This is a genomic window from Agrococcus citreus (assembly GCF_039527715.1).
In the GTDB taxonomy this organism is placed as follows: Bacteria; Actinomycetota; Actinomycetes; order Actinomycetales; family Microbacteriaceae; genus Agrococcus; species Agrococcus citreus.
Map to the genome: position 1 here is coordinate 125971 of NZ_BAAAKK010000006.1, position 24653 is coordinate 150623.

27 protein-coding genes and 1 riboswitch are annotated in these 24653 nt (G+C 72.1%); of the genes, 5 read left to right on the plus strand and 22 right to left on the minus strand.

The features are described 5' to 3' along the window. Nucleotides 1-16 precede the first annotated feature (16 nt). From ABD106_RS13720 to prmC, 10 genes are all read right to left on the minus strand, one after another. Nucleotides 17-901: a F0F1 ATP synthase subunit gamma gene (locus tag ABD106_RS13720; protein WP_343921329.1), complete on the minus strand. Its 885-nt coding sequence runs from the start codon at nt 899-901 to the stop codon at nt 17-19. 23 nt (nt 902-924) lie between these two features. Beyond that, entirely contained in the window at nt 925-2559 is a 1635-nt protein-coding gene (gene atpA, locus ABD106_RS13725; RefSeq protein WP_343921331.1) for a F0F1 ATP synthase subunit alpha, read from the minus strand. 26 nt (nt 2560-2585) lie between these two features. Further along, nucleotides 2586-3371, minus strand: a complete 786-nt coding sequence (locus ABD106_RS13730; RefSeq protein ID WP_343921333.1) for a F0F1 ATP synthase subunit delta — start codon at nt 3369-3371, stop codon at nt 2586-2588. Then, complete coding sequence (locus ABD106_RS13735) at nt 3371-3919, minus strand: F0F1 ATP synthase subunit B (protein ID WP_343921335.1); 549 nt, start codon at nt 3917-3919, stop codon at nt 3371-3373. Before ABD106_RS13735 ends, ABD106_RS13730 begins: the two co-directional genes overlap by 1 nt. A 7-nt stretch (nt 3920-3926) precedes the next feature. After that, nucleotides 3927-4163, minus strand: a complete 237-nt coding sequence (gene atpE / locus ABD106_RS13740; RefSeq protein WP_343921337.1) for an ATP synthase F0 subunit C — start codon at nt 4161-4163, stop codon at nt 3927-3929. Nucleotides 4164-4200: 37 nt separating this feature from the next. Beyond that, nucleotides 4201-5040, minus strand: coding sequence for a F0F1 ATP synthase subunit A (gene atpB, locus ABD106_RS13745; RefSeq protein ID WP_425545762.1), 840 nt, complete (start codon nt 5038-5040; stop codon nt 4201-4203). Between the two features lie 151 nt (nt 5041-5191). Beyond that, nucleotides 5192-5653, minus strand: a complete 462-nt coding sequence (locus tag ABD106_RS13750) for a Cg1360 family ATP-synthase-associated protein (RefSeq protein ID WP_343921340.1) — start codon at nt 5651-5653, stop codon at nt 5192-5194. Then, nucleotides 5650-6837: an MraY family glycosyltransferase gene (locus ABD106_RS13755; RefSeq protein ID WP_343921342.1), complete on the minus strand. Its 1188-nt coding sequence runs from the start codon at nt 6835-6837 to the stop codon at nt 5650-5652. The genes ABD106_RS13750 and ABD106_RS13755 overlap by 4 nt, the downstream gene beginning before the upstream one ends. Nucleotides 6838-6841: 4 nt before the next feature. After that, nucleotides 6842-7510, minus strand: a complete 669-nt coding sequence (locus ABD106_RS13760) for an L-threonylcarbamoyladenylate synthase (RefSeq protein ID WP_343921344.1) — start codon at nt 7508-7510, stop codon at nt 6842-6844. A 51-nt stretch (nt 7511-7561) separates the two neighbouring features. Continuing rightward, nucleotides 7562-8422 carry a peptide chain release factor N(5)-glutamine methyltransferase gene (prmC, locus tag ABD106_RS13765; RefSeq protein WP_343921346.1) on the minus strand — a complete coding sequence of 287 codons (861 nt, stop codon included), beginning with the start codon at nt 8420-8422 and terminating at the stop codon, nt 7562-7564. Between the two features lie 86 nt (nt 8423-8508). Between prmC and cysK the strand changes: the two genes are divergently transcribed. Together cysK and epsC are read left to right on the plus strand one after the other, a co-directional pair. Continuing rightward, nucleotides 8509-9438, plus strand: coding sequence for a cysteine synthase A (cysK, locus tag ABD106_RS13770; protein WP_343921348.1), 930 nt, complete (start codon nt 8509-8511; stop codon nt 9436-9438). A gap of 11 nt (nt 9439-9449) precedes the next feature. Continuing rightward, nucleotides 9450-10004, plus strand: coding sequence for a serine O-acetyltransferase EpsC (gene epsC, locus ABD106_RS13775; RefSeq protein ID WP_343921350.1), 555 nt, complete (start codon nt 9450-9452; stop codon nt 10002-10004). A 298-nt stretch (nt 10005-10302) separates the two neighbouring features. On the opposite strand, the gene ABD106_RS13780 is transcribed toward epsC, so the two are convergent. From ABD106_RS13780 to ABD106_RS13790, 3 genes are all read right to left on the minus strand, one after another. Next, nucleotides 10303-10674, minus strand: a complete 372-nt coding sequence (locus ABD106_RS13780) for a DMT family transporter (protein WP_343921352.1) — start codon at nt 10672-10674, stop codon at nt 10303-10305. After that, the gene (locus tag ABD106_RS13785) at nt 10674-10988 is read right to left on the minus strand and encodes a DMT family transporter (protein ID WP_343921354.1); all 315 of its coding nucleotides are present in this window, start codon (nt 10986-10988) and stop codon (nt 10674-10676) included. Before ABD106_RS13785 ends, ABD106_RS13780 begins: the two co-directional genes overlap by 1 nt. A 10-nt stretch (nt 10989-10998) precedes the next feature. Further along, nucleotides 10999-11064: riboswitch (guanidine-III (ykkC-III) riboswitch) on the minus strand. After that, nucleotides 11065-11823 carry an IclR family transcriptional regulator gene (locus ABD106_RS13790; RefSeq protein ID WP_343921356.1) on the minus strand — a complete coding sequence of 253 codons (759 nt, stop codon included), beginning with the start codon at nt 11821-11823 and terminating at the stop codon, nt 11065-11067. Between the two features lie 113 nt (nt 11824-11936). Here ABD106_RS13790 and ABD106_RS13795 point away from each other — a divergent pair, with 113 nt between their 5' ends. The 3 genes from ABD106_RS13795 to ABD106_RS13805 are packed head-to-tail and all read left to right on the plus strand — an operon-like array spanning nt 11937 to nt 15558. Further along, nucleotides 11937-13403, plus strand: coding sequence for a GntP family permease (locus ABD106_RS13795; RefSeq protein WP_343921358.1), 1467 nt, complete (start codon nt 11937-11939; stop codon nt 13401-13403). After that, a complete protein-coding gene (locus ABD106_RS13800; protein ID WP_343921360.1) occupies nt 13400-14644 on the plus strand; it encodes a CaiB/BaiF CoA transferase family protein in 1245 nt (414 codons plus the stop codon). Before ABD106_RS13795 ends, ABD106_RS13800 begins: the two co-directional genes overlap by 4 nt. Next, a complete protein-coding gene (locus ABD106_RS13805) occupies nt 14641-15558 on the plus strand; it encodes a beta/alpha barrel domain-containing protein (RefSeq protein WP_343921362.1) in 918 nt (305 codons plus the stop codon). The genes ABD106_RS13800 and ABD106_RS13805 overlap by 4 nt, the downstream gene beginning before the upstream one ends. Before the next feature lie 24 nt (nt 15559-15582). Here ABD106_RS13805 and ABD106_RS13810 read toward each other — a convergent pair whose 3' ends face one another. The 9 genes from ABD106_RS13810 to thrC form a co-directional block, all read right to left on the minus strand. Beyond that, a complete protein-coding gene (locus ABD106_RS13810; RefSeq protein ID WP_343921363.1) occupies nt 15583-15936 on the minus strand; it encodes a hypothetical protein in 354 nt (117 codons plus the stop codon). 49 nt (nt 15937-15985) lie between these two features. After that, nucleotides 15986-16459, minus strand: a complete 474-nt coding sequence (locus ABD106_RS13815) for a P-loop nucleotide/nucleoside kinase family protein (protein ID WP_343921365.1) — start codon at nt 16457-16459, stop codon at nt 15986-15988. Between the two features lie 38 nt (nt 16460-16497). Beyond that, nucleotides 16498-16740, minus strand: a complete 243-nt coding sequence (locus tag ABD106_RS13820; protein ID WP_343921367.1) for a PLDc N-terminal domain-containing protein — start codon at nt 16738-16740, stop codon at nt 16498-16500. Nucleotides 16741-16749: 9 nt separating this feature from the next. Next, a complete protein-coding gene (locus tag ABD106_RS13825; RefSeq protein ID WP_343921369.1) occupies nt 16750-17976 on the minus strand; it encodes an MFS transporter in 1227 nt (408 codons plus the stop codon). A 61-nt stretch (nt 17977-18037) separates the two neighbouring features. Continuing rightward, entirely contained in the window at nt 18038-19210 is a 1173-nt protein-coding gene (locus ABD106_RS13830) for a ScyD/ScyE family protein (RefSeq protein WP_343921371.1), read from the minus strand. 91 nt (nt 19211-19301) lie between these two features. Then, nucleotides 19302-20381 (minus strand): peptide chain release factor 1, encoded by a 1080-nt coding sequence (gene prfA, locus ABD106_RS13835; RefSeq protein ID WP_343921373.1) that lies wholly within the window; start codon nt 20379-20381, stop codon nt 19302-19304. A gap of 1 nt (nt 20382) precedes the next feature. Continuing rightward, a complete protein-coding gene (gene rho, locus ABD106_RS13840; protein ID WP_343921375.1) occupies nt 20383-22473 on the minus strand; it encodes a transcription termination factor Rho in 2091 nt (696 codons plus the stop codon). A 140-nt stretch (nt 22474-22613) separates the two neighbouring features. Continuing rightward, nucleotides 22614-23582, minus strand: coding sequence for a homoserine kinase (gene thrB, locus ABD106_RS13845; RefSeq protein ID WP_343921377.1), 969 nt, complete (start codon nt 23580-23582; stop codon nt 22614-22616). Continuing rightward, nucleotides 23579-24649, minus strand: coding sequence for a threonine synthase (gene thrC / locus ABD106_RS13850; protein ID WP_343921379.1), 1071 nt, complete (start codon nt 24647-24649; stop codon nt 23579-23581). The genes thrB and thrC overlap by 4 nt, the downstream gene beginning before the upstream one ends. Nucleotides 24650-24653 lie beyond the last annotated feature (4 nt).

Genomic DNA, 24653 nt, shown 5'->3' on the forward strand with positions numbered 1-24653 from the left:
TGCTTGCCTTTCGTGGCTACTTCGCCGAGGAGAGGGCGTCCGCGCCGCCCACGATCTCGGAGATCTGCGTCGTGATCTCGGCCTGGCGCGCGTTGTTGCGCAGGCGGGTGTAGTCGGTGATGAGCTTGTCGGCGTTGTCGGAGGCCGACTTCATCGCCTTCTGCGTCGCTGCCTGCTTCGCGGCGGCGGACTGCAGGAGGGCGTTGAAGATGCGGCTCTCGACGTAGACCGGCAGCAGTGCGTCCAGCACGCCGGCGGGCTCGGGCTCGAACTCGTAGAGCGGGAACTGCTCGGCGCTGTCGGAGCTCTCGGCCTCGACGATCTCGAGCGGCAGCAGCCGCACGGCGTTCGGCTCCTGCGTCATCATGCTGACGAAGCGGTTGTAGACGACATGGATCTCGTCCACCTGCTCCGAGACGTACGCCTCGAGCACCGCTTCCGCGATCTCCTGCGCGAGCTCCGGGGACGGCGTCTCCGACTGCCCCGTCCACGCCTGCACCGAAGCGCGCTTGCGGAACCGGAAGTAGCCGACGGCCTTGTTGCCGACCAGGTAGTGGTCGACCTCCTTGCCCTCAGCCTCGAGCTTCACCCGCAGCTCGCCCGCCTCGCGCAGGATCTGCGAGTTGAACGCGCCGGCGAGGCCGCGGTCGCTCGTCAGCACGACGATCGCGGCGCGCTTGAGCTCCGGCCGCTCGACCGTCAGCGGGTGCGCCTCGTTGGAGTACGTGGCGACCGCGCTGACGGCGCGCGTGAGCGCGCGAGCGTACGGCGTCGAGGCGTGTACGCGTGCGAGCGCCTTCTGGATGCGCGATGCAGCGATGAGCTCCATCGCCTTCGTGATCTTCTTGGTCGTCTGCGCAGACTTGATCTTCTGCGTGTAGACCCGGAGCTGGGCTCCCATGTCGCCTCCTCAGCGAGCTCGCGTCAGCGTCGGCCCTTGACGATCTGCTCCTGGTTGACGTCCTCGACCATCGCCTCGGACGACTCGGTGCCCGGGTCGGTGATGCTCGACTCCGGCTTGCTCTGCCAGTTCTTGACGAAGCCGTCGACCTCGGTCTCGAGGGTCGCGAGCGTCGCGTCGTCGAGCACGTTGGTCTCGCGCAGCGTGGTCAGGACCGTGCTGTTGTTGCGCAGGTGCTCGAGCATCTCGGACTCGAACTGCAGCACCTGGTTGACCGGAACGCTGTCGAGCTTGCCGTTCGTGCCGGCCCAGATCGAGACGACCTGCTCCTCCACCGGGAACGGCGAGTACTGCGGCTGCTTCAGCAGCTCGGTGAGGCGAGCGCCGCGGTCGAGCTGGCGGCGCGACGTCGCGTCGAGGTCGGAGGCGAACATCGCGAAGGCCTCGAGCGAGCGGTACTGCGCGAGCTCGATCTTGAGCGTGCCGGAGACCTTCTTGATCGACTTGACCTGCGCGTCGCCACCGACTCGCGAGACCGAGACACCCACGTCGACCGCGGGACGCTGGTTGGCGTTGAAGAGGTCGGACTGCAGGAAGATCTGGCCGTCGGTGATCGAGATCACGTTCGTCGGGATGTACGCCGAGACGTCGTTCGCCTTCGTCTCGATCACGGGCAAGCCCGTCATCGAACCGGCGCCGAGCTCGTCCGAGAGCTTCGCGCAGCGCTCGAGCAGACGGGAGTGCAGGTAGAACACGTCACCCGGGTATGCCTCGCGGCCCGGCGGGCGGCGCAGCAGCAGCGACACGGCGCGGTAGGCCTCTGCCTGCTTCGACAGGTCGTCGAAGATGATCAGGACGTGCTTGCCCTCGTACATCCAGTGCTGGCCGATGGCCGAGCCCGCGTAGGGGGCCAGGTACTTGAAGCCTGCGGGGTCGGATGCGGGCGAGGCGACGATGGTCGTGTACTCCATCGCACCGGCGTCCTCGAGCGCGCCCTTCACCGAGGCGATGGTCGAGCCCTTCTGGCCGATCGCGACGTAGATGCAGCGCACCTGCTTGTTGACGTCGCCGGACTCCCAGTTGGCCTTCTGGTTGATGATCGTGTCGATCAGGAGCGCCGTCTTGCCGGTCTGGCGGTCACCGATGATGAGCTGGCGCTGGCCGCGGCCGATCGGGATCATGGCGTCGATGGCCTTGATGCCGGTCTGGAGCGGCTCGTGCACCGACTTGCGCTGCATGACGCCGGGCGCCTGGAGCTCGAGGGCGCGGCGGCCGCTCGAGGCGATGTCGCCGAGGCCGTCGATCGGGTTGCCGAGCGGGTCGACGACACGGCCGAGGTAGCCCTCGCCGACGGGGACCGAGAGGACCTCGCCCGTGCGGGTCACCTCCATGCCGGCGACGATGCCGCCGAACTCACCGAGCACGACGACGCCGATCTCGGTCTCGTCGAGGTTCTGGGCGAGGCCGAGGGTGCCGTCCGCGAAGCGAACGAGCTCGTTGGCCATGACGCCGGGGAGGCCCTCGACGTGGGCGATGCCGTCGGCGGCGTCGATGACCTGGCCGACCTCGGCCGTCGTCGACGTCGACGCCTCGTAGGACGAGACGAAGTCGGCGAGTGCGCCCTTGATCTCGTCGGGGCTGATGGTGAGCTCTGACATGTGTCTTCCTCTTCGCTTCCTTCGACCTAGCCGAGCTGCAGGCGGAGGTCGGTGAACTTTGAACGGACGGTGCCGTCGATGACGTCGTCGCCGATCGCGACCCGGAGGCCGCCGATGACGGCCGGGTCGACGACCTGCTGCAGCTGCAGCGTGCGGCCGTACTGCCGCTCGAGGCCGACGCGGAGCCGGTCGAGCTGTGCGCTGGGGATCTCGCGCGCCGAGGTGACCGTCGCGAGCGAGCGGCCGGCTGCGGCGGCGACCTCGGTCGCGGCGCCGCGGAGCAGCTGCCCGATGCGACGGCCGCGCGGCACGCGCACCAGGTGGTCGAGGATCGTCAGCGTCGGCTCGCTCGCGCGACCGGCCAGCAGTCGCTGCACGAGCGCCGCCTTGTCGTCGGCCTTGCCGAGCACGCCGCCGAGCGCGAGCTCGAGCTGCGGGTCGGAGCCCACGATGCGCGCGAACGACGCGATCTCCCCCGCGACGTCGGCGCCGCCGGAGGCGCGGACGGCGAGGCGGATGCCCGCGTCGTCGATCGCGGCGAGGATGTCGTCCGCATCCGACCAGCGCTGACGGGCGAGGTGCGCGACGATCGCCTTGGCCGCCGAGCCGAGCTCCCCGAGCACGCGCTCGGCCAGGGCCGCTCGCGCGTCGGGAGGCGAGACCGCGTCGCCGAGCGACGCGAGCACCTGCGGGCTGCGCTCGATGGCGCGCGACGCCCGGAAGAGGTCGCGCGCGTCGTCGAGGCCAGCCTGGGGCTGGCGCAGGAGCGCCTCGTCGATGCCGGCTCGAGCCTGGCTGGTCGCGCTGCCCACTAGCGGGTCGCCGTGTCGTGCTCGAGGTCGGCCAGGAACCGATCGACGATCGCGGCGGAGCGCGCGTCGTCCATCGTCTCGCCGACGACCTTCTCGGAGAGGCCGAGGGCGAGCGAGCCGACCTCGGTCTTCAGCGAGCTGAACGCGGCCTGGCGCTCGGCCTCGATGCGCTGGTGCGCCTGCGCGGTGATGCGCTCGGCCTCGTCGTTGGCGCGAGCCTTGAGGTCGGCCTCGATCTTGGCGGCGTCGGCGCGAGCCCGGTCCTTGATGCGACCGGCCTCGAGGCGTGCCTCAGCGAGCTGGGTGTTGTACGACTCCAGCGCGGCAGCGGCCTCGGCCTGCGCCGCCTCTGCCTTCTTGATGCCGCCCTCGATGGCTGCGGAGCGCTCGTCGAGCAGCGCCTGCATGCGCGGGAGGACGACCTTCCAGAAGATGAGCAGGAGGACGACGAAGATGACCGTCGACCAGATGAGGTCGTACGGAGCAGGAAGCAGGGGGTTGGGCTGTTCCCCCGCTTCTTCCGCGAGGAAGAGAGGAGTGATGAGCATCAGTGCCTCAGACCATGAAGAAGTACGTGGCGATGCCGATGAACGCCAGTGCCTCCGTGAACGCGATGCCGATGAACATGAGGACCGTCAGGCGGCCCTGCAGCTCGGGCTGGCGGGCGACCGACTCGATCGTCTTGCCGACGACGATGCCGACGCCGATGGCGGGGCCGATGGCAGCGAGGCCGTAGCCGACGGTGCCGATGTTGCCGTTGATCTCGGCGAGGATGGTCGTGGCGTTGTCCACGGTGGTTCCTTTCTGGAGTTCCGAAAAGACGGAAGGGTCAGTGCTCTTCAGCCAGCGCGAGCTGGATGTAGATCGTGGTCAGGATGGCGAAGACGTAGGCCTGCAGGACGCAGACCAGCAGCTCGAAGACGGTGAACGCGAAGCCGAAGGCGAGCGTGCCGATGCCGAGCACCGGGAAGAAGCCGCCGGCGCTGAAGAGGAAGAACTGCGTCGCCGCGAAGAAGAGGACGAGCATGAGGTGGCCGACGAGCATGTTCATCATGAGTCGCAGCGTCAGCGTGATCGGGCGGAGCACGAAGGTCGAGACGAACTCGAGCGGCAGCACGATGATGTAGAGCGGCCACGGCACACCGGGCGGCAGGAGCGAGTTCTTGAGGAACGCGCCCGGGTGCTTCTTGAGGCCCGCGTAGATGAACGCGATGTACGCGACGATCGCGAGCACGAGGGGCACGCCGATCACCGAGGTGCCCGCGATGTTGAGGCCCGGGATGACGGCGGTGAAGTTCATCGCCAGCACCATGAAGAAGATGGTGGTGATGAGCGGCAGGAACCGCTTGCCGTCCTTCTCGCCGAGCAGGTCGTAGGCGATGCCGTCGCGGACGAAGCCGAGGCCCATCTCGACGAGGCTCTGGCCGCGCGTGGGGATGAGGCGCAGCTTGCGGGTCCCCAGCACGAAGATCAGGATCAGCGCGAGCGCGGCGATGAGGCGCACGATGATGATCCGGTTGATGCCGAAGATCGGCTCTTCGCCGTCGACCCAGCCGATCGTGGGGTCCTGGAACAGGACGATGGGCGGGAAGAAGTCCGCGAGGGTCGGCGGGTGGAACGGCTCGGGCTCGGTTCCAGCGGCGGCCAGCGGCGTCAGCAAGGCGTTCAGCGTCTCTTCCTCAACCTCAGGGCGCCTGGCGCCGGTTCGACGTCGTGATTCCCCCTCGCGCGACCGCGCTCGATGACGAGCGGGGCAGTGGGGGGAGCGATATCTACCCTAACAGAGCGATGGGCCCTGCCGGACCTCTGCGAGGCAGCGATCAAGCGCGCGCACCCGACGCGGGACGACCCTGCGTCTCGTCGTCGGCATCGCTGTCGATCGTCGGCTGGCGGCTCGTCGCGATGACGACGCAGTCGATCACGAGCGAGCCGATCACGGCGGCCACGAGCGAGCCGAAGACGACGCCGCGATGCAGCCAGTCCTGGTCGGCGAGCACGAACACGAGCACGATGAATAGCACGAACTTCAGCAGCCAGCCGCCGAGCACGATGCCGAAGAACGCGCCCGAGATCATGACGCCCTTCGACGCCTTGAAGGCGAGCAGGATGCTCGCGCCGGTGAGCATGCAGAAGACGATCGCGAGGGCGGTGCCGACGAGCGCGGACGCGACGCCCGCGCCCTGCGCGAGGAACCATCCGATCACCCCGCCCACGACGGCGACCGCCGCTGCGAGGATGCCTCCCCAGAGCAGGATGCGCTGCATGATGGCGGTCGTGCTCACCGGGTGTCTCCCTGCGTCTGTGCGTGCGTCGTCGAGTGCTCGAGTCCCTTGCGCGCCGCGCGACGCTCGCGCAGCACGCGCATGGCCGTCTGCCAGATGCGCCGGCTGACCGGCGCGGCCGTGAGCAGAGCGCACACGAGGAATCCGACCACCATGATAGCGACCGCCACCCACCACGGCTGGATGAGGAAGAGGAGGCAGCCGATCGAGACGACCGCCGTCCACGCGTAGAAGATGAGCACCGCCCCGAGGTGCGAGTGGCCCATGTCGAGCAGTCGGTGGTGCAGGTGCTTGCGGTCGGCGGTGAACGGGCTCGAGCCGTTGACGAGCCGGCGCACGACGGCGAGCACGAAGTCGGTGAGCGGCAGCAGCAGGATGGCGAGCGGCAGCAGGATGGGGATGAACGCGGGCAGGATCTGGCTGCGGCCGCCCATGGTCGCGAGGTCGATCTGACCGGTGACGGCGATCGCGCTCGCCGCGGTCATGAGGCCGATCATGAGCGCTCCCCCGTCGCCCATGAACATCCGCGCGGGGTGCCAGTTGACCGGCAGGAAGCCGAGGCAGACGCCCACGATGATCGACGTGATGAGGCTCGCGAGCGAGAAGTAGGCGTTCGGCTGCCCGAGGTTCTGGCTGATCATGAAGATGTAGCCGAAGAAGGCGGTCGAGCCGATGATCGTCGTGCCCGCGACGAGGCCGTCGAGGCCGTCGATGAAGTTCACGGCGTTCATGACGAGCACGATGAGCAGCACCGTGAGGCTGATGGCCATCGTCGACGACGGCACGGTGAGCCCGCCGATGGGCAGGCTGACGATCTGCACGCCGAAGATGGCCACGCCCGTCGCGACCAGGATCTGGGCGCCGAGCTTCAGCATCCAGTCGAGGTCGTAGAGGTCGTCGAGCACGCCGATCGCGCAGATCGCGACGGCCCCGGCGAGCAGCGTCCAGATGCGCACCGGCTCGGCGAAGACGCCGGAGAGCTCGGGGATGAGCGCGGCGACGCCGAACGCGCCGAGCAGGCCCAGGCACATGGCGGCGCCGCCGAGCCGCGGTGTGGGGCGCGAGTGCACGTCGCGCTCGCGCACGGGCGGGTGGATGCCGAACCGGAGCGCGAGGCGCAGCACCACGCGGCTCGCGAGGAACGTGATGATCGCCGCCACCGCGGTGATGACGAGGAAGATCACGGCGTCATCCGTCGACGAGCAGGTCGCCGAGCGCGTCGGCGATGACCTCGCGCGGCAGCACTCCCTGCCGGACGATGCGCGCGACGCCTGGGGTCGAGCAGTCGAGGATCGTCGAGCCGTTCTGCGCGCCCGGGTCCGCGGCGCCGCCGACCTCGCCGGCGTCGAGCACGACCGCGACGCTCTCGCCGAGCATCTCGGCCGCGGCCGCTGCGGTGGTGGCCGCGGGCATCCCGTGCAGGTTGGCGCTCGAGACGGCGAGCGGGCCGGTCTCGCGCAGCAGGCCGATCGCGATCGGGTGGTCGGGCACGCGGATCGCGACGGTGCCGCCGGTGTCTCCGAGATCCCAGGTGAGCGACGGCTGCGCGCGCACGATGACGGTGAGCGGGCCGGGCCAGTGCGCCTCGAGCAGCGGCTCGAGCTCTGCCGGGATCGACTCGGCGAGCGCGGTGGCCATCGCGCGGTCGGCGACGAGCACGGGCGGCGGGAAGCCCCGGTCTCGGCCCTTCGCCGCGAGCAGCCCGGCGACCGCGGCGTGCGAGAACGCGTCGGCCGCGATGCCGTAGACGGTGTCGGTCGGCATCACGATGCAGCGGCCCGCGGTGATGGCCGTGCGCGCGGCGCGGACACCGTCGAGCAGGGACATCGGGTCGGCGCAGTCGTGGATGGCGGGCACGTGCCCATGGTACCGGCGCCTCCCGCCACCGCCCGATCTGCCGAGGTGGGGTCAGCGGATGGCGGATGTCACGCGGTCCCTGCCGGTGAGGTCGCGATGCGTGCGCGCGCGGTGGAACCCCGCGTCCTCGAGCATCACCCGGATGGCGGCCGACTGGTGCTCGGCGTGCTCGAAGGCGACGATCCCTCCGGGCGCGACGAGATCGGCCGCGAGGGGCGCGAGGTCGCGCACGAAGTCGAGCCCGTCGGCGCCCGAGTAGAGCGCTCCGGCGGGGTCGAAGCCGCGCACCTCGACGTCGGCGGGGATCGCGGCGTGCGGCACGTAGGGAGGGTTCGAGACGAGCGCGGCGAGCGAGCCCGGCTGCACGCCGACGGCCGAGAGCGCGGCCGGGTCGCGCGCATCCGCGTGCAGCAGCACGATGCCGGGCGCGAGCGAGGCGATGTTGCGGCGGGCCCAGACGAACGCTGCGGGGCTCAGCTCGACCGCGACGACCCGCGCGCCCGCCTCCTGCGCCAGCGCGATGCCCACCGCACCGGAGCCCGTGCCGACGTCGAGCACCATCGGCTCGCGCATGCCGCGCACGTGGTCGAGCGCGACTTCGACGAGCAGCTCCGTCTCGGGCCGGGGCGTGAAGACGCCGGGACCGACGCGCAGCTCGACGTGCCGGAAGGGCGCGACGCCCGTGATGTGCTGGAGCGGCTCGCGCGCCTCGCGGCGGTCGACGGCCCTGCGGAACCGAGCGACCGCATCCGCCGGGAAGCGGCGGCCCATCGCGATGTCGACGCGGATCTCGCCCGCGCTCGAACCGGCGGCCCACGCCGCGAGCAGCTCGGCGTCGGGGCCCGCGATGCCCGCGCGCTCGAGCCGCGAGCGAGCGGCGCGCACCTCGTCGCCCACGGTCGGATCGTCCACGAGCACACGCTATACGGCTCCGGCGGTCGCCCAGCCGCGCGGCTCTACACTGAAAGCGACGCTTCCATCGGATCAAAGGAATACGCATGGCCCGCATCTTCGATGACATCACCGCCACGATCGGCGGCACGCCCCTCGTGCGCCTCCAGCGCCTCGACGACACCGACGCCACGGTGCTCGTCAAGCTCGAGTCGTTCAACCCGGGGGCGTCCGTGAAGGACCGCATCGGGCGCGCGATCATCGACGCCGCGGAGGCCGACGGGTCGCTGCCGCCGGGCGGCACGATCGTCGAGGGCACGAGCGGCAACACCGGCATCGCGCTCGCGATGGTGGGCGCGGCGCGCGGCTACCGCGTGATCCTCACGATGCCCGAGACGATGTCGGTCGAGCGACGGGCGATCCTCAAGGCGTACGGCGCGGAGCTCATCCTCACGCCCGGTCCTGACGGGATGCGCGGCGCCGTCGAGCGCGCGCAGCAGGTCGTCGCCGAGACGCCCGGCGCGATCCTCGCCCGCCAGTTCGAGAACGAGGCGAACGTGCGCGTGCACCGCGAGACGACCGCCGAGGAGATCTGGGCCGACACCGACGGCGAGATCGACATCTTCATCGCCGGCATCGGCACCGGCGGCACCATCACGGGCGCGGGCGGACGGCTCAAGGAGCTGAACCCCGACCTCCACCTCGTCGTCGTCGAGCCCGCCGACTCGCCGCTGCTGACGAAGGGCCAGGCCGGCCCCCACAAGATCCAGGGGCTGGGCGCCAACTTCGTGCCGGCGATCCTCGACACCGACCTCTACGACGAGGTCATCGACGTCGAGCTCGACGACGCCGTGCGCGTCGGCCGCGAGCTCGCCGCCCGCGAGGGCATCTTCGCCGGCATCTCCTCCGGCGCGATCCTCTGGGCCGCGCTCGAGGTCGCGAAGCGCCCCGAGTCGGCCGGCAAGACGATCGTCGCGATCGTCTGCGACACGGGCGAGCGCTACCTCTCGATGCCCATCTACGCCGACCTGGCCTGAGGCGGGGTCGGATGGGCCTGCTCAACATCCGCGAGGACATCGAGAACGCGAAGCGGCACGATCCGGCTGCTCGCGGCGCGGTGACGATCGCGCTCACCTACTCGACCCTGCACGCGGTCTGGGCCCACCGCATCCAGCACCGCCTCTGGACCGCCGGTGCGCGCTCGCTCGCGCGCGCCGGCAGCCAGGTGGCGCGCTTCATGACGGGCGTCGAGATCCACCCGGGTGCACGGCTCGGGCGCCGCTTCTTCATCGACCACGGGATGGGCGTCGTGATCGGCGAGACCGCGGAGGTCGGCGACGACGTGATGCTCTACCACGGGGTCACGCTCGGCGGCACGGCGAACGCGGCCGTGAAGCGGCACCCGACGCTCGGCCACCGCGTGCTCGTCGGCGCCGGCGCGAAGATCCTCGGACCCATCGCGCTCGGTGACGACGTGAAGGTGGGCGCGAACGCGGTCGTGCTGCACGACGCGCCGTCGGGCTCGACGCTCGTCGGCGTGCCGGCGAAGCCCGTCGCGCGCACCGCGCCCGCGGAGCTCCCCCACATCGAGTACTCGATCTAGGGGCTGCGCTGCCTGAGTGGTCACTCGCGCGCCTGAATGGTCACTCCCGCGCCTCGCTTCAGGCCCGTGACATGCGCCCCTGAGCGCGCACCGGCAAGTGACCACTCGCGCGCCGGCCTGACCACTCACACACCGAGTTGACCGCTGACGCGCCGAACTGACCACTCAGGCGCGGAGCTGACCACTCACGCGCGGAACTGACCACTCACGCGCGGAGATGACCACTCAGGCGCGGAGATGACCACTCAGGCGCGGAGATGACCGCTCAAGCGCGGAAGTGACCGCTCGCTCGCGCGGGTCAGTGGGGCGCGGATGCGGTGGCCTCGGCGGGCGAGCCGTGCGGCCGCTCCGTGAGGGCGAGGCCGGCCACCGCCACGAGGATGCCCGCGAGGAAGAGCAGCATGAGCGGGTTCCAGGGCTGCGTGCCCATCACGAGCGCCCAGATGACCGTGAGCGCGCCGCCGACGCCGGTCCAGACCGCGTAGCCGGTCGCGAGCGGGATGGTCTGCACGGCCCGCTCGAGGCCGATGAAGCTCAGCACCGCGGCGACGGCGAACACGACGGTCGGGACGGGCTGCGAGAAGCCGGCCGATGCCCCGAGCGCGGTCGCCCAGACGGCCTCGAGCACGGCGCTCGCGAGCAGCACGAGCCACGCGGTACGGGCGCGCATCAGCTCACCAGCTTCAGGCCGACGAGGCAGCCGACGAGCAGCACGAGCAGCAGCGAGCGCACGAGCGTGAGCCGCTCCTTGCCGCGCGCCGCCTGCAGCGCCACCGTCGCGACGGCGCCGACGCCGACCCACACCGCGTACGCCGTGCCGGTCGGGATCTCGAGCATGGCCCACGCGAGGCCGCCCATCGAGGCGAGCATCGCGGCCGCGAAGAGCACGGTCGGCCGCCACTTGCGGAAGCCCTTCGACGCCTGCATCGCGGCCGCCCAGACGGCCTCCAGCAGGCCGGAGGCGATGAGGATCACCCAGGACATGACGAGTCCTTCCGGCCGTCTTGTCGCTGTGCGGGTACGGCTCCCTCGTCCGCGGACCGCTCGTCGGGTCCGCCGATCATGCTAGTCGACGGCCCCCGATCGACGCGGTGAGCCGGTCTGCGGCGGCCACGACGTCGTCGATGAGCTCCTCGCAGCGGGCATCCGTGAGCCGCAGCGTCGGCCCCATGACCGTGAGCGCCCCAGTGAGCGCGCCGTGCGCGTCGAAGACGGGCGCCGACACGCCGCTCGATGCCTCGACCCGCTCCCCCGCGGTGATCGCATAGCCGTCGGCGCGCGTGCGGGCGACCGCCTCGCGGAGCGCATCGGGATCGGTGATGGTGGAGCCGGTGAGGGCGGGCAGCGGGTCGGCGAGCACCTGCTCGAGCAGGTCGTCGCGCCACGCGAGGATGACGCGGCCGGCGCTCCCCACGTGGAGCGGCTGGATGCGGCCGACGTACATGTCGCGCTTGAGACCGTGCCTCGTCTCGGCGACGCCGACGCACACGCGCGCGCCGCGCTCGGCGATGAAGAAGCACGCGGTCTCCCCCGTCGCGTCGCGGAGCGCGTCGAGCTGCGGCGGCAGCAGGTCGCCGAGCGCTCGGGCTCGCACCGCGGGTCCGGCCCAGAACGCCATCCGAGCGCCGATCGAGTAGTCGTCGCCGACGCGGTCGAGGAAGCCGTGCTCGACGAGGTTGCCGAGCAGCCGATGGGCGGTCGACGTCGGGATGCCCGTGACCCTGCGGATGTCGGCGGCGGTCATGCTCGGACGCTCGAGCGTGAAGGCGTCGAGGATCGCGCTGATCTTCGCGAGCACCAGCAGCGGGGCGTCGGTCATGCCTCGATCCTATGGTCCCGACACGCCGAGCGCTTCCCACATCGTGGAGGGTCATCTAGCATGTGGGAATCCGTAGTGCACTCGCGCACGGCCTCAACGGAGAGGAGCCCACCGTGGCCGAATGGTCCATCCTGGTGGTGGTCGGCGTAGCGATCATCGCGGTCGTCCTGCTGATCGTGAAGTTCCACGTCAATCCCGTCATCGCGCTCGCGCTCGGCGCCGCGGGCATCGGCCTCGCGAGCGGGCTCGGCGCTGTGGGCACCGTCGAGACCATGGCGGGCGGATTCGGCGACACCATGGCCGAGGCGGGCCTCCTCATCGCGTGGGGCGTGCTGATCGGCTCGCTCCTCAACCGGATGGGCGCGGTCGAGCGGCTCGTCGAGGCGCTGCTCAAGGCGTTCGGCCCCAAGGGCGTGCCGTACGCGATCGGCCTGTCGTTCGCGACCTACCTGCAGACGATCTTCATCGACGTCATGATCGTGATCGCGGCGCCGCTCGCACGGCGCATCGCCCCGCGGCTCGGCAAGGCCGGCGCGGGCATCATGGCGACGATGTTCGCCATCAGCCTCGAGACGGGCATCGCGCTCATGGTGCCCGGCATCGGCGCCGTCATGATCGCCGCGAGCCTCGGCATCCCGATCGGCCAGATGATGCTGTGGGGGTTCGTGGTCGTCGTCCCGACGGTCATCATCTCGATCTTCATCATGACGATCGCGTTCCGCGCGGGCTTCTGGAACCCCGAGCTCGACGAGCAGGAGATCATCGACGACTCGAACGCCACCGCTGCGCCGCGCTCGGTCTCGGGCGCGACCTCGGCCGTGCCCGTGCAGGGCGGCGGCGCGCGCACGCGTCCCGCGCACGGCTCGAGCGACGGCGGCGCGGTCCTCCAGCTCGAGACGGAGACGGGGCGCGCCGGCGCGGCGGCAGGCGACAAGCAGATGCCGCTGCTGCTGCTCTTCACGCCGCTGCTCATCGCGCTCGCCCTCATCGCGAGCGGCGCGGTGCTCGACGTCATGGAGCTCGAGGTGCCCGCCATGCAGTTCCTCGGCTCGCCCGCCATCGCGCTGCTGCTCGGCGTGGTCGGCACGGCGCTCATCGGTCGATGGGCGCTCGGCGCCAAGGAGCTCGAGCGGGCGCTCGTGCACGGGTTCAAGGACGCCGGCCAGATCTTCGCCCTCACGGGCGTCGGCGGCGCGCTCGCCGCCGTCATCGGCGCGGGCGAGCTCGGACCGCTCCTGACCAGCTACTTCGGCGCATCCGCCTTCGCCCCGATCCTGCTCGTGTGGGTGATCGCCGCGATCCTGCACATCGCGGTCGGCTCGGTGACGCTGTCGGCCATGACGGCCGCGGGCATCCTCGCGCCCGTCGCCGCGTCGCTCGGCCTCGACCCCATCCTCATCGGCCTCGCCGCGGGCGCCGGTGCGCTGTTCTGCATCCACGTGACCTCGAACACGTTCTGGCTGCTGCAGACCTTCCTCGGCCAGTCGGTGCGAGGCGCGCTCAAGTCGACGACCGTCGGCGTCTCGGTCGCCTCGATCGTCGCGCTCGGCGTCGTGCTCGTGCTGTCGGTGTTCCTGTGAGCGTCGACAAGCCGCTCGACGGCATCCGCGTGCTCGAGCTGGGCAACTACATCGCCGCCCCCACCGCCGGCAGGCTGCTCGCCGACTTCGGCGCCGAGGTCGTGAAGATCGAGCGCCCGGGCACCGGTGACGAGCTGCGGCGGTGGCGGCTGCAGGCGGGCGACACGTCGATGCTCTACCGCACGATCAACCGCGGCAAGCGATCGGTGGTGCTCGACCTCCGCAGCGACGAGGGCCGCGGTGCGGTGCTCGAGCTCGCGGCGCACGCCGACGTGCTCATCGAGAACTTCCGGCCCGGCACCCTCGAGCGCTGGGGCATCGGCCCCGCGGCGCTCGAGGCCGTCAACCCCGAGCTCGTGGTCGCACGGATCTCGGCGTTCGGGCAGACGGGCCCGATGTCGGCCCGGCCCGGCTTCGCCGCGGTCGCCGAGGCGTACGGCGGCTTCCGCGAGCTCGTCGGTGAGCCGGGCAGGCCCCCGAGCCGGACCGGCTTCTCGATCGGCGACTCGATCGCGGGCCTCTACGCCGCGTTCGGCGCCGTCATGCGCCTCTTCGAGCGCGAGCGGCGACGCGGCGCCGAGGGCGGCACGCCGCGCATCCCGCTCGACGAGCGTGTGATCGACGTCGCGCTCAACGAGGCGATGCTCTCGATGACCGAGTCGCTCATCCCCGAGTTCTCTGCCTACGGCCGCCGTCGCGAGCGCACGGGCGGTCGCATGGAGGGCATCGCGCCCTCGAACGCGTACCTGTGCGCCGACGGCAGGAGCATCGTCGTGGCCGGCAACGGCGACGGCATCTTCCGGCGCTACATGGAGGCGATCGGCAGGCCCGACCTCGCGGCCGATCCCGGGCTGGTCTCGAACGAGCTGCGATGGCAGCGTCGCGACGAGCTCGACGACGCGATCGGCGCCTGGACCGCCGCTCGCCCGAGCGCCGAGGCGCTCCAGGCGCTCGACGCGGCGGGTGTGCCCGCCGGCCCGATCTACACGGCGGAGGACGTCATCGGCGACGACCAGTACGCCGCGCGCAACATGATCCAGCGGTTCGACATCGACGACGGCGCCGCGGTCCGCGAGTCGGTCGCGATGCCCGGGATCGTGCCCGTCGTGGGCGGCGCGTCGCTGCCGATCGCGCATCCGGGCCCGGATCTCGGGGCCGACACGCGCCAGGTGCTCGCGGAGTGGCTCGGCTGGGACGACGCGCGGATCGCCGCGCTCGAGGGCGAAGGGGTGCGCGCATGACCGTGCAGATCAGGGATGTCACGCTGCGCGACGGGCTGCAGCTCACCGGCAAGCCGCTGCCGACCGAGCGCAAGGTGCGACTCGTGCGCGAGCTGCTCGCGCTCGGCGTCGAGCAGATCGAGATCGGCTCGATGGCACGGCCCGACCTCGTGCCCGCCGTCGCGGACACCCTCGACGTCGTCGCGGCGCTCACGCCCGCCGAGCTCGAGCGATGCTGGGTGTGGGTCGCGACCCCCCGGCACGTCGAGCGCGCGGCAGCCGCGGGAGTGACGCGCTTCCAGTACTGCTTCTCGGCGAGCGACAGCCACAATCGCGCGAACATCGGCCGCGACACCGAGACCTCGATCGCGGCGATGCCGGATGCGCTCGCGGGGGCCCGGGCGGTCGACGGGCTCCTGCAGCTGTGCATCGCGACGAGCTTCACGTGCCCCTTCGAGGGCGAGGTGCCGCTCGAGCGCCTGCGGGGCATCCTGCAGGACGAGCGGACCGCGGGCGCGAGCGACGTCATCATCTGCGACACGCTCGGCCAGGCGCATCCCGCCGCCGTGCGGGAGCGGGTCGGGCTCGCGGCGGCGCTGCGCCCGGAGGCCGGGCTCGTGTTCCACGGGCACGACACGTGGGGCGCGGGCGTGGCCAACGCGCTCGCCGCGGTCGATGCCGGCGCCGGGGTGGTCGACGGCGCGCTCGGCGGGCTCGGCGGCTGCCCGTTCGCGCCCGGCGCCTCGGGCAACACCTCGACCGAGGACCTCACCTTCTCGCTGCGGCCGTCGTGGGCGAGCCCCGAGAGCTTCGCGTCGCTCGTCCGCCTCGGCGAGGAGATCACCGGCGTGCTCGACGAGCCCGACCGCGCTCGCGTGCGCGGCGGCGCGCTGAGCGACAAGGCGCGTGCCTTCGCCTGGACGCTCCGCGACTGAGGCGGTGCCGCCGCCGCGGCGCGCTCAGTCCGGCAGCGAGGCGTGCGCCCGCCAGGTGGCGAGCACGAGCCCGACGACGAGGATGATCGCCGCGAGCACCGCGAGGATCGCCCACTCCTCAGCGCCCGCCGCGGCGCGGGCCGCGAGCGAGCCGAGGGCGGCGACCGCCGCGACCGAGCCCGCGAGCCACGCGAGCGGCGTGGCCGCTCGGTGCGCGGCCCGGTAGACGCTCGCATCCGCGCGCAAGCGCCGACCGGGGAGGCCGAGCACGGGCGTCGGCGCGATGCGGCCGAGGCCGATCAGGTGGACGACGAGCGCGACCGCGATGCCGGCGGCGGCGAGCAGCGCCGAGCCGAGCGACATGAGCAGCGCATCCATGCGCTCATCCTGGCACGGTGCGCGGTCGCGGATGCGCCGCCACCGCCGGTCAGCCCGTGCGCAGCTCGCGGTGCGGCTCGTCGTCGCCGGGCCACTCGAAGCCGGCCACGAACCGCTCGAGCGCCGCCTGCTCGAGCACGACGGACTCGGGTCCGGGCTCGCGCTCCCGCAGCCGCTCGGCAAGCGTCTCGAGCGGCGCGCGGACGACGACCAGCTCGAGCGTCGCGCCCATCGCGACGCAGCGCATCCGCCAATCGTCGCGCACCGCGCGCGTCGACAGCGAGGCGTCGAGCACGACGCGCTCCCCCGCGGCGACCGCCGCCGCCATGCGCTCGTGCAGGTCGGCGTCGATGGAGGCCATGAGCTCCTCGGTGAAGGCGCCGTCGTGCACGCCGCGCGACCACGCCTCGCGATCGAACGAGAGCACGATCGCCCCGTCGGCCTCGAGCTCGCGCGCGAGCGTCGACTTGCCCGCGCACGCGGGCCCGCACAGCAGCGTGACGTCGGGCACGGGCGTGGCCATGCGCGCGAGCCTACGCGCCGCTCGCGGCCGCGGGCGGGTCAGGCGGCGGTGCCGGTGGAGCGGCGCGGAGCGCGGCCGAGCACGAACCAGGCGATCGATCCCAGCACCGGCGCGACCAGGATCACGAGCGCCCACAGCAGCTGCTCGCCACCGGCGTGTGCCCGCGAGCGCAGCGCCTGCCAGAGCGCCGTGACCGTCAGCGCGAGCACGCCCACGAGCACGAGCGTCCAGGCGATGTCGTAGCCGGCCGGGAGCAGCGGGTCCATGGCTTCGATGCGCATGACGCGAACCTACCGCGCACCGCGGCGGCTAGCGAGCGGCGACAGCGCCATGCCGGCCGCGGCGACCGCGAACCCGACGGCGACGATGACGAGCGCCGGGCCGAACCCGATCGCGTCGCCGACGAGACCCGCGATCGGAGCCGCGACCACGATCATCGCGCGGTTCACCGTGCGCATCGTGGCGTTCATGCGCGACTGCATGCGGTCGGGCGTCGCCCGCTGGCGCAGCGCCATCTCGCTCGGGTTGTCGATGCCCATCGCAAGCCCGGCGATCGCGAGGCCCACGAGCACGACGACGAGCGCCGCTCCCTCTGCGAGCGCCGCGAGCCCCGCCGCCGCGACGCAGCCCCACGCGACGGGATACGCCGCCTTCGCGACGACGATCGTGCGCCCCTCGCCGAGCCGGCCGGCGACGACCCCCGCGAGCGCCGTCCCGACGAGCGTCGCGCCGCCGAGCACGCCGAGCGCGAGGCCGAGCCCGGCCGGCCCGGCATCGAGGTCGAGCAGCACGAGCGGCACGAGCAGGGTCATCGCGGCGCCGTTGCACAGGAACCACACGTGCGTCCAGCGCGCGAACGGCCCGAGCAGCGGATGCCGGTGCACGAAGCGGAGGCCGCTCACGATCGCGGGCCCGAGGCGCTGCCGCCGGGCCGGGGCCGGCTCGTCGACCGGCAGCGTCGCGAGCACGACCACCGAGACGAGGTGCACGAGCGCCGCGGCGAGCAGCGAGACCGGTGCGCCGAGCCACGCGATGACGGCGCCCGAGACGGCGGGGCCCGCCGATTGCGCGGCAGAGCTGCCGGCATCGAGCCGCTGGTGCGCGCCGAGGAGTCGATCGCGAGGCACGAGCCGCGGGACGAACGCCTGCGACGCGGTGTCGTTCACGAGGCTCGCCCCGCCGAGCAGCACGGCCGCCCCGAGCAGCAGCCAGAGCGAGCCGAGCCCCGCGAGCCACGCCCACGCGAGCGCGCCCAGGACGACCGCGCGCGCGAGATCGCTGACGAGCATCGTCGTGCGCCGACGCATCCGCTCGACGACGGCGCCGACGACGAGCCCGAGCACGACGTAGGGCAGCCAGCGGGAGGAGGCAAGCCAGCCGACCTCCGCCGCTCCCCCGCCGAGGTCGAGCACGACCATCGTCTGCAGCGCGATGACCGCGAGCCCGATGCCCGTCTCGGTCGCGAGCTCGACGCTCCAGAAGCGCCAGAACGCGGAGCCCAGCCTCGACCGCGGCATGGCGTCAGCGCCGCCGCTGCGGATGCATCGCGGCGGCGCTCATGCCTCCGACGCTAGCGCGTCACCGCAGGTCGACCCGGATCACCGAACCGCCGCCCGACGAGATCGAGTCGACGCTCACGTAGGCGGAGCGGCCCTGGATCGCGAGCCCGTAGGGGGCCGAGAGGCCGTCGACGACCGCCTCGTGCACGGCCGCTCCCGGCGTGATCCTGCGCAGCGAGCCGACGTGGCCGTCGAAGAAGTTGTCGTCGTCGAGCTGCACGGCGTAGAGCGTGCGCCCCTTCCACTCGAGGCTCGTGACCATCGTGAGGCCCGTGGCGTACGCCGAGACCTGCCCGTCGCGCGTCACCCGCCAGATCGTCGACGAGCCGGTCGGGAACGGGAAGCCCGTGAGCTGCGACACGTAGTACGCGCCGTCGGGACCGACGGCGACGTCGGTCGGCACCGCTTGCGGGGTTACCTCGCCCGGCCCGAACGGGTTGGGCACCGGTGCGCCGTTCGGGAACACCGCGACCGCTCGCTCGCCGCCTCGGCCGACGCGCAGCAGCGCGTTGCCGCCCGCGTCGGTGATCGCCCAGCGCCCGTGCCCGAGCGCGGTGAAGCCGACGGCGTTGCTGTCGGGCGGCACGTTGCCGTCGGGGTTGTTCGCGACCTCGAACGCGTTCACGTCGGCGATCAGCGACAGGTCTGCACCCGTGATTGGCCCCCACCGCAGCCGCGCGCTCTGCAGCGTGCCGAAGTCGGCGTACTCGGCAGGCAATGCGCTCCGCGACGTCGCGGCACCGGCCATCCCGCCGATGAGCACCTCGATGCTGTTGCCGCGGACGGAGACGTCGGATGCGCCGATCACCTCGCCGTTGAACGTCATGGTGGGCAGCCCGGTGACGACCTGCCGCTGCTCGGCGCGCCGGTGATCGGGTCGCCGCACCTCGGTGACGCCTCCCGTCAGCCCACAGACCTGGAACTCCGGAGCCGCGCCCGGTATCGCGGTGCACGCGTCGGCGGTGCCCGCTTCGGCGACGTAGAGGCTGCGGCCGCTGAGCGACAGCTGCCGCGGATTGTCGAGCCCGGTGGCGACCGTCACGACATCGCGCGAGTGGCCGCCACCGGAGTGGCCACCACCGGAGTGCCCGCCGCCGGCCGCCGCGGGCGGGCCGGTCACGGCGATCAGGGCGAGTCCCATGACCGCGGCGGCTGTCGCCGCCACTGCCCTGGACCGAAGCTTGCGAGTCATCTGGCGCTCCTCACCATCGAGCATGCGGCGGCGGATGCCGCCGCGCCCTAGGGTCCGCTTCCGCCTGGTCGCCGACAAGCCCCCGGTTTGCTCAGGCGTCGCCCGCGAGGGCAGCGAGCTGCGCCTCCTCGTCGGCCTGGATGCAGGAGTCGATCACGGGCTGGAGCGCGCCGTCGAGCACCGAGTCGAGGTTGTACGCCTTGTAGCCGGTGCGGTGATCGGCGATGCGGTTCTCGGGGAAGTTGTACGTGCGGATGCGCTCCGACCGATCCATGCCGCGGATCTGGCTGCGGCGCGCGTCGGAGGCGGCCGCGTCGAGCTCCTCCTGCTGGCGCGCGAGGATGCGTGCGCGCAGCACGCGCATCCCGGCCTCGCGGTTCTGCAGCTGGCTCTTCTCGTTCTGCATCGAGACCGTGATGCCGGTCGGCAGGTGGGTGATGCGCACGGCCGAGTCGGTCGTGTTGACGCTCTGGCCGCCGGGCCCCGACGATCGGTAGACGTCGATCTTCAGGTCGTTCTGGTCGATCTGCACCTCTTCGGGCGCGTCGACCTCGGGGAAGACGAGCACGCCGGTCGTGGAGGTGTGGATGCGGCCCTGCGTCTCGGTCGCCGGCACGCGCTGCACGCGGTGCACGCCGCCCTCGTACTTGAGCGACGCCCACACGCCTTGCGAGGGGTCGTTCGACGACCCCTTGAAGGCGATCTGCACGTCCTTGAAGCCGCCCATGTCGCTCGGGGTGGACTCGAGCATCTCGATCTTCCAGCCGCGGCTCGTCGCGTAGTGCGAGTACATGCGCACGAGGTCGGCTGCGAACAGCGCCGACTCCTCGCCGCCCTCGCCGCCCTTGACCTCCATGATCACGTCGCGGCCGTCATCCGGGTCGCGCGGGATCAGGAGCCGCCGCAGCTTCTCCTGCGCCTCGTGCTCGACGCCCTCGAGCGCCGGCACCTCCTCGGCGAACGCCTCGTCGTCGCGCGCGAGCTCGCGCGCGGCGGCGAGGTCGTCGACCGCCGTGCGCCAGCGCTCGTGCGCAGCCTTGATCTGGCTGAGCTCGGCGTAGCGCCGGTTCACCCGGCGTGCACGACCCGCGTCGGCGTGCAGCGCCGGGTCGGCGAGCTGCAGCTCGAGGTCGGCGTGCTCGGCCAGCAGGCCGGAGACCGACTCGAACATGTCAGTCCTTGTCGTGCTGGCCGGGCACCGACTTCGAGACCTTCATCAGGAACTCGACGTTCGACTGCGTCTCCTTGAGCTGCTTGAGCGTGAGCTCGAGCGCCTGCTGCGTGTCGAGGCCAGCGAGCGCCCTGCGGAGCTTCCACATGACCTTCGTCTCCTCGACGCCCATGAGCATCTCCTCGCGGCGCGTGCCGGAGGCGTTGATGTCGACGGCGGGGAAGATGCGCTTGTCGGCCATCTGGCGCGAGAGGCGCAGCTCCATGTTGCCGGTGCCCTTGAACTCCTCAAAGATGACCTCGTCCATCTTGGAGCCGGTCTCGACGAGCGCCGTGGCGAGGATCGTGAGCGATCCGCCGTGCTCGATGTTGCGCGCGGCGCCGAAGAACTTCTTCGGCGGGTAGAGCGCGCTCGAGTCGACACCTCCGGAGAGGATGCGGCCCGAGGGCGGCGCCGACAGGTTGTAGGCGCGGCCCAGTCGGGTGATGCCGTCGAGCAGCACGACCACGTCGTGGCCGAGCTCGACGAGGCGCTTCGCGCGCTCGATCGCGAGCTCCGCGACGATCGTGTGATCCTCGGCCGGCCGGTCGAAGGTCGACGCGATGACCTCGCCCTTGACGGTGCGCTGGAAGTCGGTGACCTCCTCGGGGCGCTCGTCGACGAGCACGATCATGAGGTGGACCTCGGGGTTGTTCTCCGCGATCGCGTTCGCGATGGCCTGCATCACGAGCGTCTTGCCGGCCTTGGGCGGCGAGACGATGAGGCCGCGCTGGCCCTTGCCGATCGGCGCGACGAGGTCGATGACGCGCGTCGAGAGCTTGTTCGAGGTGGTCTCGAGGCGCAGGCGCTCCTGCGGGTAGAGCGGCGTGAGCTTCGAGAACTCGACGCGGTTCAGCGCATCCTCGACCGACTGGCCGTTGACCGAGTCGACGCGGACGAGCGCGTTGAACTTCTGCCGGTTCGACTGCTGCTGCTCGCCCTCGCGGGGCTGCTTGATGGCGCCGACGATCGCGTCGCCCTTGCGCAGGCCGTGCTTCTTGACCTGGGCGAGCGAGACGTAGACGTCGTTCGAGCCGGGCAGGTAGCCGGAGGTGCGCACGAAGGCGTAGTTGTCGAGCAGGTCGAGGATGCCGGCGACGGGCAGGAGCACGTCGTCCTCGTGCACCTCGAACTCGTCGTCCTGGTTGCGCCCGCGGTTTCGGTCGCGACCGCGACCACGGCGGCCGTCCTGGTCGGCCTGCGGCTGCTGCTGCGCCTGCGGACCGTTCTGGTTCTGGCCCCGGCCGCGGCCACGGCCGCGGCGGTTGTCGTCGTCGTCCTGCTGCTGGTCGTCCTGGCCGCCCTGCTGGCTGCCCTTGCCGCGGCTGCGGCGACGGCGCGAGGTGCCCTCGCGCTGGCCGTCGCCCTGCTCGGACTGGCCCTGCTCGGACTGACCCTGCTCGTCGGCCGTGACCTCCTCGACGGCGGCGCGCGCTCGCGCGGCACGGTCGTCGGATGCGGCTGCGGGTGCGTCGGGCTCGGCGAGCTCGCCGTCGCGCGCCGCTGCATCCGCGACCTCGGTCTCGGCGATCGGGGTGTCCTCGCGCGGCGACGGCTGGTCGTCGGACGGGGCGCCGGCCTTGGTGCGCGAGCGGCTCGCGCGGGTGCGCGGTGCGCGCTTCGCGGGAGCCTCGTCGGCAGGAGCGGCGGCGGCGGCGGGCGCCTCCTCGGCAGCGGCCTCGGCCGCGGGCGCCTCGGCAGCGGGGGCGTCGGCAGCGGGCGCCTCGACCACGGGTGCGGCGGTGGCGTCGGCCTGCTTCGAGGAGCGGCGCGGTGCGCGGCGCTTGGGCGCCGTCTCGGCGGCGGGCGCGGCAGCTGCGTCGCTGCTCGCGGCCGCGGCCGGCGCGGCCTCGGCCGCAGCGGACTCAGCCTTGGGCGCCTCGGCCTGCTCGGCCACCGACGACGACGTCGCGCGGCGAGAGCGGCGCTTCGGCGCGGTCTTGGCGGGGGCCTCGGACTCGGGCGCCTGGGCGGCCGCCGTCGAGTCGGTGCTGCTGGTCTGGACAGCGGCGTCGTCGGACGCCGGAATGCTGTCGATGATCTCGCTCGTCATGGGGCGAGTCTCCTTCGATATCGGCCCGCGCGCGATGCTCGCGGGCGTGGGACCACGTCTCCCGCTGCGCCCACGTCCGGGGTGCGGACAAAAGAACGCATCAGAGTGCGGAGAGAGGAGTCGGAACATCCCCTGCCGGGCTAGGCCGCGGCGTCGTTGGGAACGGCCTCAACTGTACCACCGCGGATGTCGACGGCCAGCAGGCGCGCGTGCCACGCATCCGCTCGCCGCTCGACCACCTCGACGGCGTCGAGCCGTGCCGCGGGGTCGCTCGCAAGCACGAGCACCGAGGGCCCGGCACCCGAGACGACCGCCGCGTGACCGGCGGCCCTCAGGTCGCCGATCAGCGCGCTCGTCTCGGGCATCGCGCTCGCGCGGTAGGTCTGGTGCAGGCGGTCCTCGGTCGCGTCGAACAGCAGCTCGGGGCTCTGCGTCAGGGCCGCGACGAGCAGCGCCGAGCGCGACAGGTTGAAGACCGCGTCGGCGTGCGGCACCTCGGTCGGCTGCAGGCTGCGCGCGAGCGACGTCGACATCGTCGCCTCCGGCACCGCGACGAGCAGCGAGACGCCACGGTGCACGGCGAGCTGCTTGTGGCGCGGGCCGGTCTCGTCGACCCACGCGATCGTCAGGCCGCCGAAGATGGCGGGCGCGACGTTGTCGGGGTGCCCCTCGAGCTCGGTCGCGTAGCGCAGCACGTCGCTGTCGCTCACGTCGACGACGCCCTCGAGCAGCCCCTTCGCCGCGAGCACGCCCTCGACGATCGCGGCGCCGGACGAGCCCATGCCGCGACCGTGGGGGATGCTGTTGGTCGCCGTGATCTCGATGCCCGGCGGCACGACGCCCACCCGATCGAAGACGTGCAGCAGGGCGCGCGCGACGAGGTTCGTCTCGTCGGTGGGCACGCTGTGCTCGGTGCCGGGCTCGCCGACGCCGGTGACCGAGATGCGGACGCCCGACTCGGTCGCGACGACCTCGAGCTCGTCGTGCACGTTGAGCGCGAGACCGAGGGTGTCGAAGCCGGGGCCGAGGTTCGCGCTCGTGGCGGGCACGCGCACGCGCACGCGCCGCCCGAGCGGCACGGTGCTGGCCGAGGACTGCGCGGCCGTCACGCGAGGCCCAGCATCTGCGCGACCTGCGCGGTGTCGGCGTCGGCCGACTCGGGCGTCGCGTCGGAGCCGTCCTCGAGGCGCAGGCCCCAGGCGGCGTCCTTCAGCCCGTGCCCGGTGACCGTGAGCGTTACGGTCGAGCCCGCGGGGATCTCGCCTGCCGCGTGGCGCTCGAGCAGGCCCGCGACCGAGATCGCCGAGGCGGGCTCGACGAAGACACCGGTCGACGACGCGAGCAGCCGCTGCGCGCGCAGGATGCCGGCGTCGTCGATCGCGCCGATGTAGCCGCCCGACTCGTCGCGCGCGGCGAGCGCCTGCTGCCACGAGGCGGGGTTGCCGATGCGGATGGCGGTGGCGACCGTGTCGGGGTCGCGCACGATCTCGCCGCGCACGATCGGCGCTGCACCTGCGGCCTGGAAGCCGATCATGCGCGGGCGCCGCGTCGCGGTGCCGGCCGTCTCGGCCTGCGAGAAGCCGCGCCAGTAGCTCGTGATGTTGCCGGCGTTGCCGACCGGCATGATGTGCATGTCGGGGGCGTCGCCGAGCACGTCGATGATCTCGAGCGCCGCCGTCTTCTGCCCCTCGATGCGGTCGTCGTTCACCGAGTTCACGAGGTGCACCGGGTACTGCTCGGCCAGCTCCTTCGAGATGTCGAGGCAGTCGTCGAAGTTGCCGCGGATCTGCACGATGCGCGCGCCGTGCACGACCGACTGGGCGAGCTTGCCCATCGAGATGCGCCCCTCGGGCACGAGCACGATCGCCTGGATGCCCGCCGCGGCCGCGTAGGCGGCGGCAGCCGCCGACGTGTTGCCGGTCGACGCGCACGCGATGGCCTTCGCGCCGCGCTCGATGGCACGCGAGACGGCGACCGTCATGCCGCGGTCCTTGAAGGAGCCGGTCGGGTTGAGCCCCTCGAACTTCACGAGCACGCGCGCGTCGGTCATGCTCGACAGCGCCCTCGACTCGATGAGCGGGGTGCCGCCCTCGCCGAGCGTCACGACCGTCGACGCATCCGTCACGTCGAGCACGTCGGCCCACTCGCGCAGCACGCCCTGCCACTGGTTCGCCATGTCA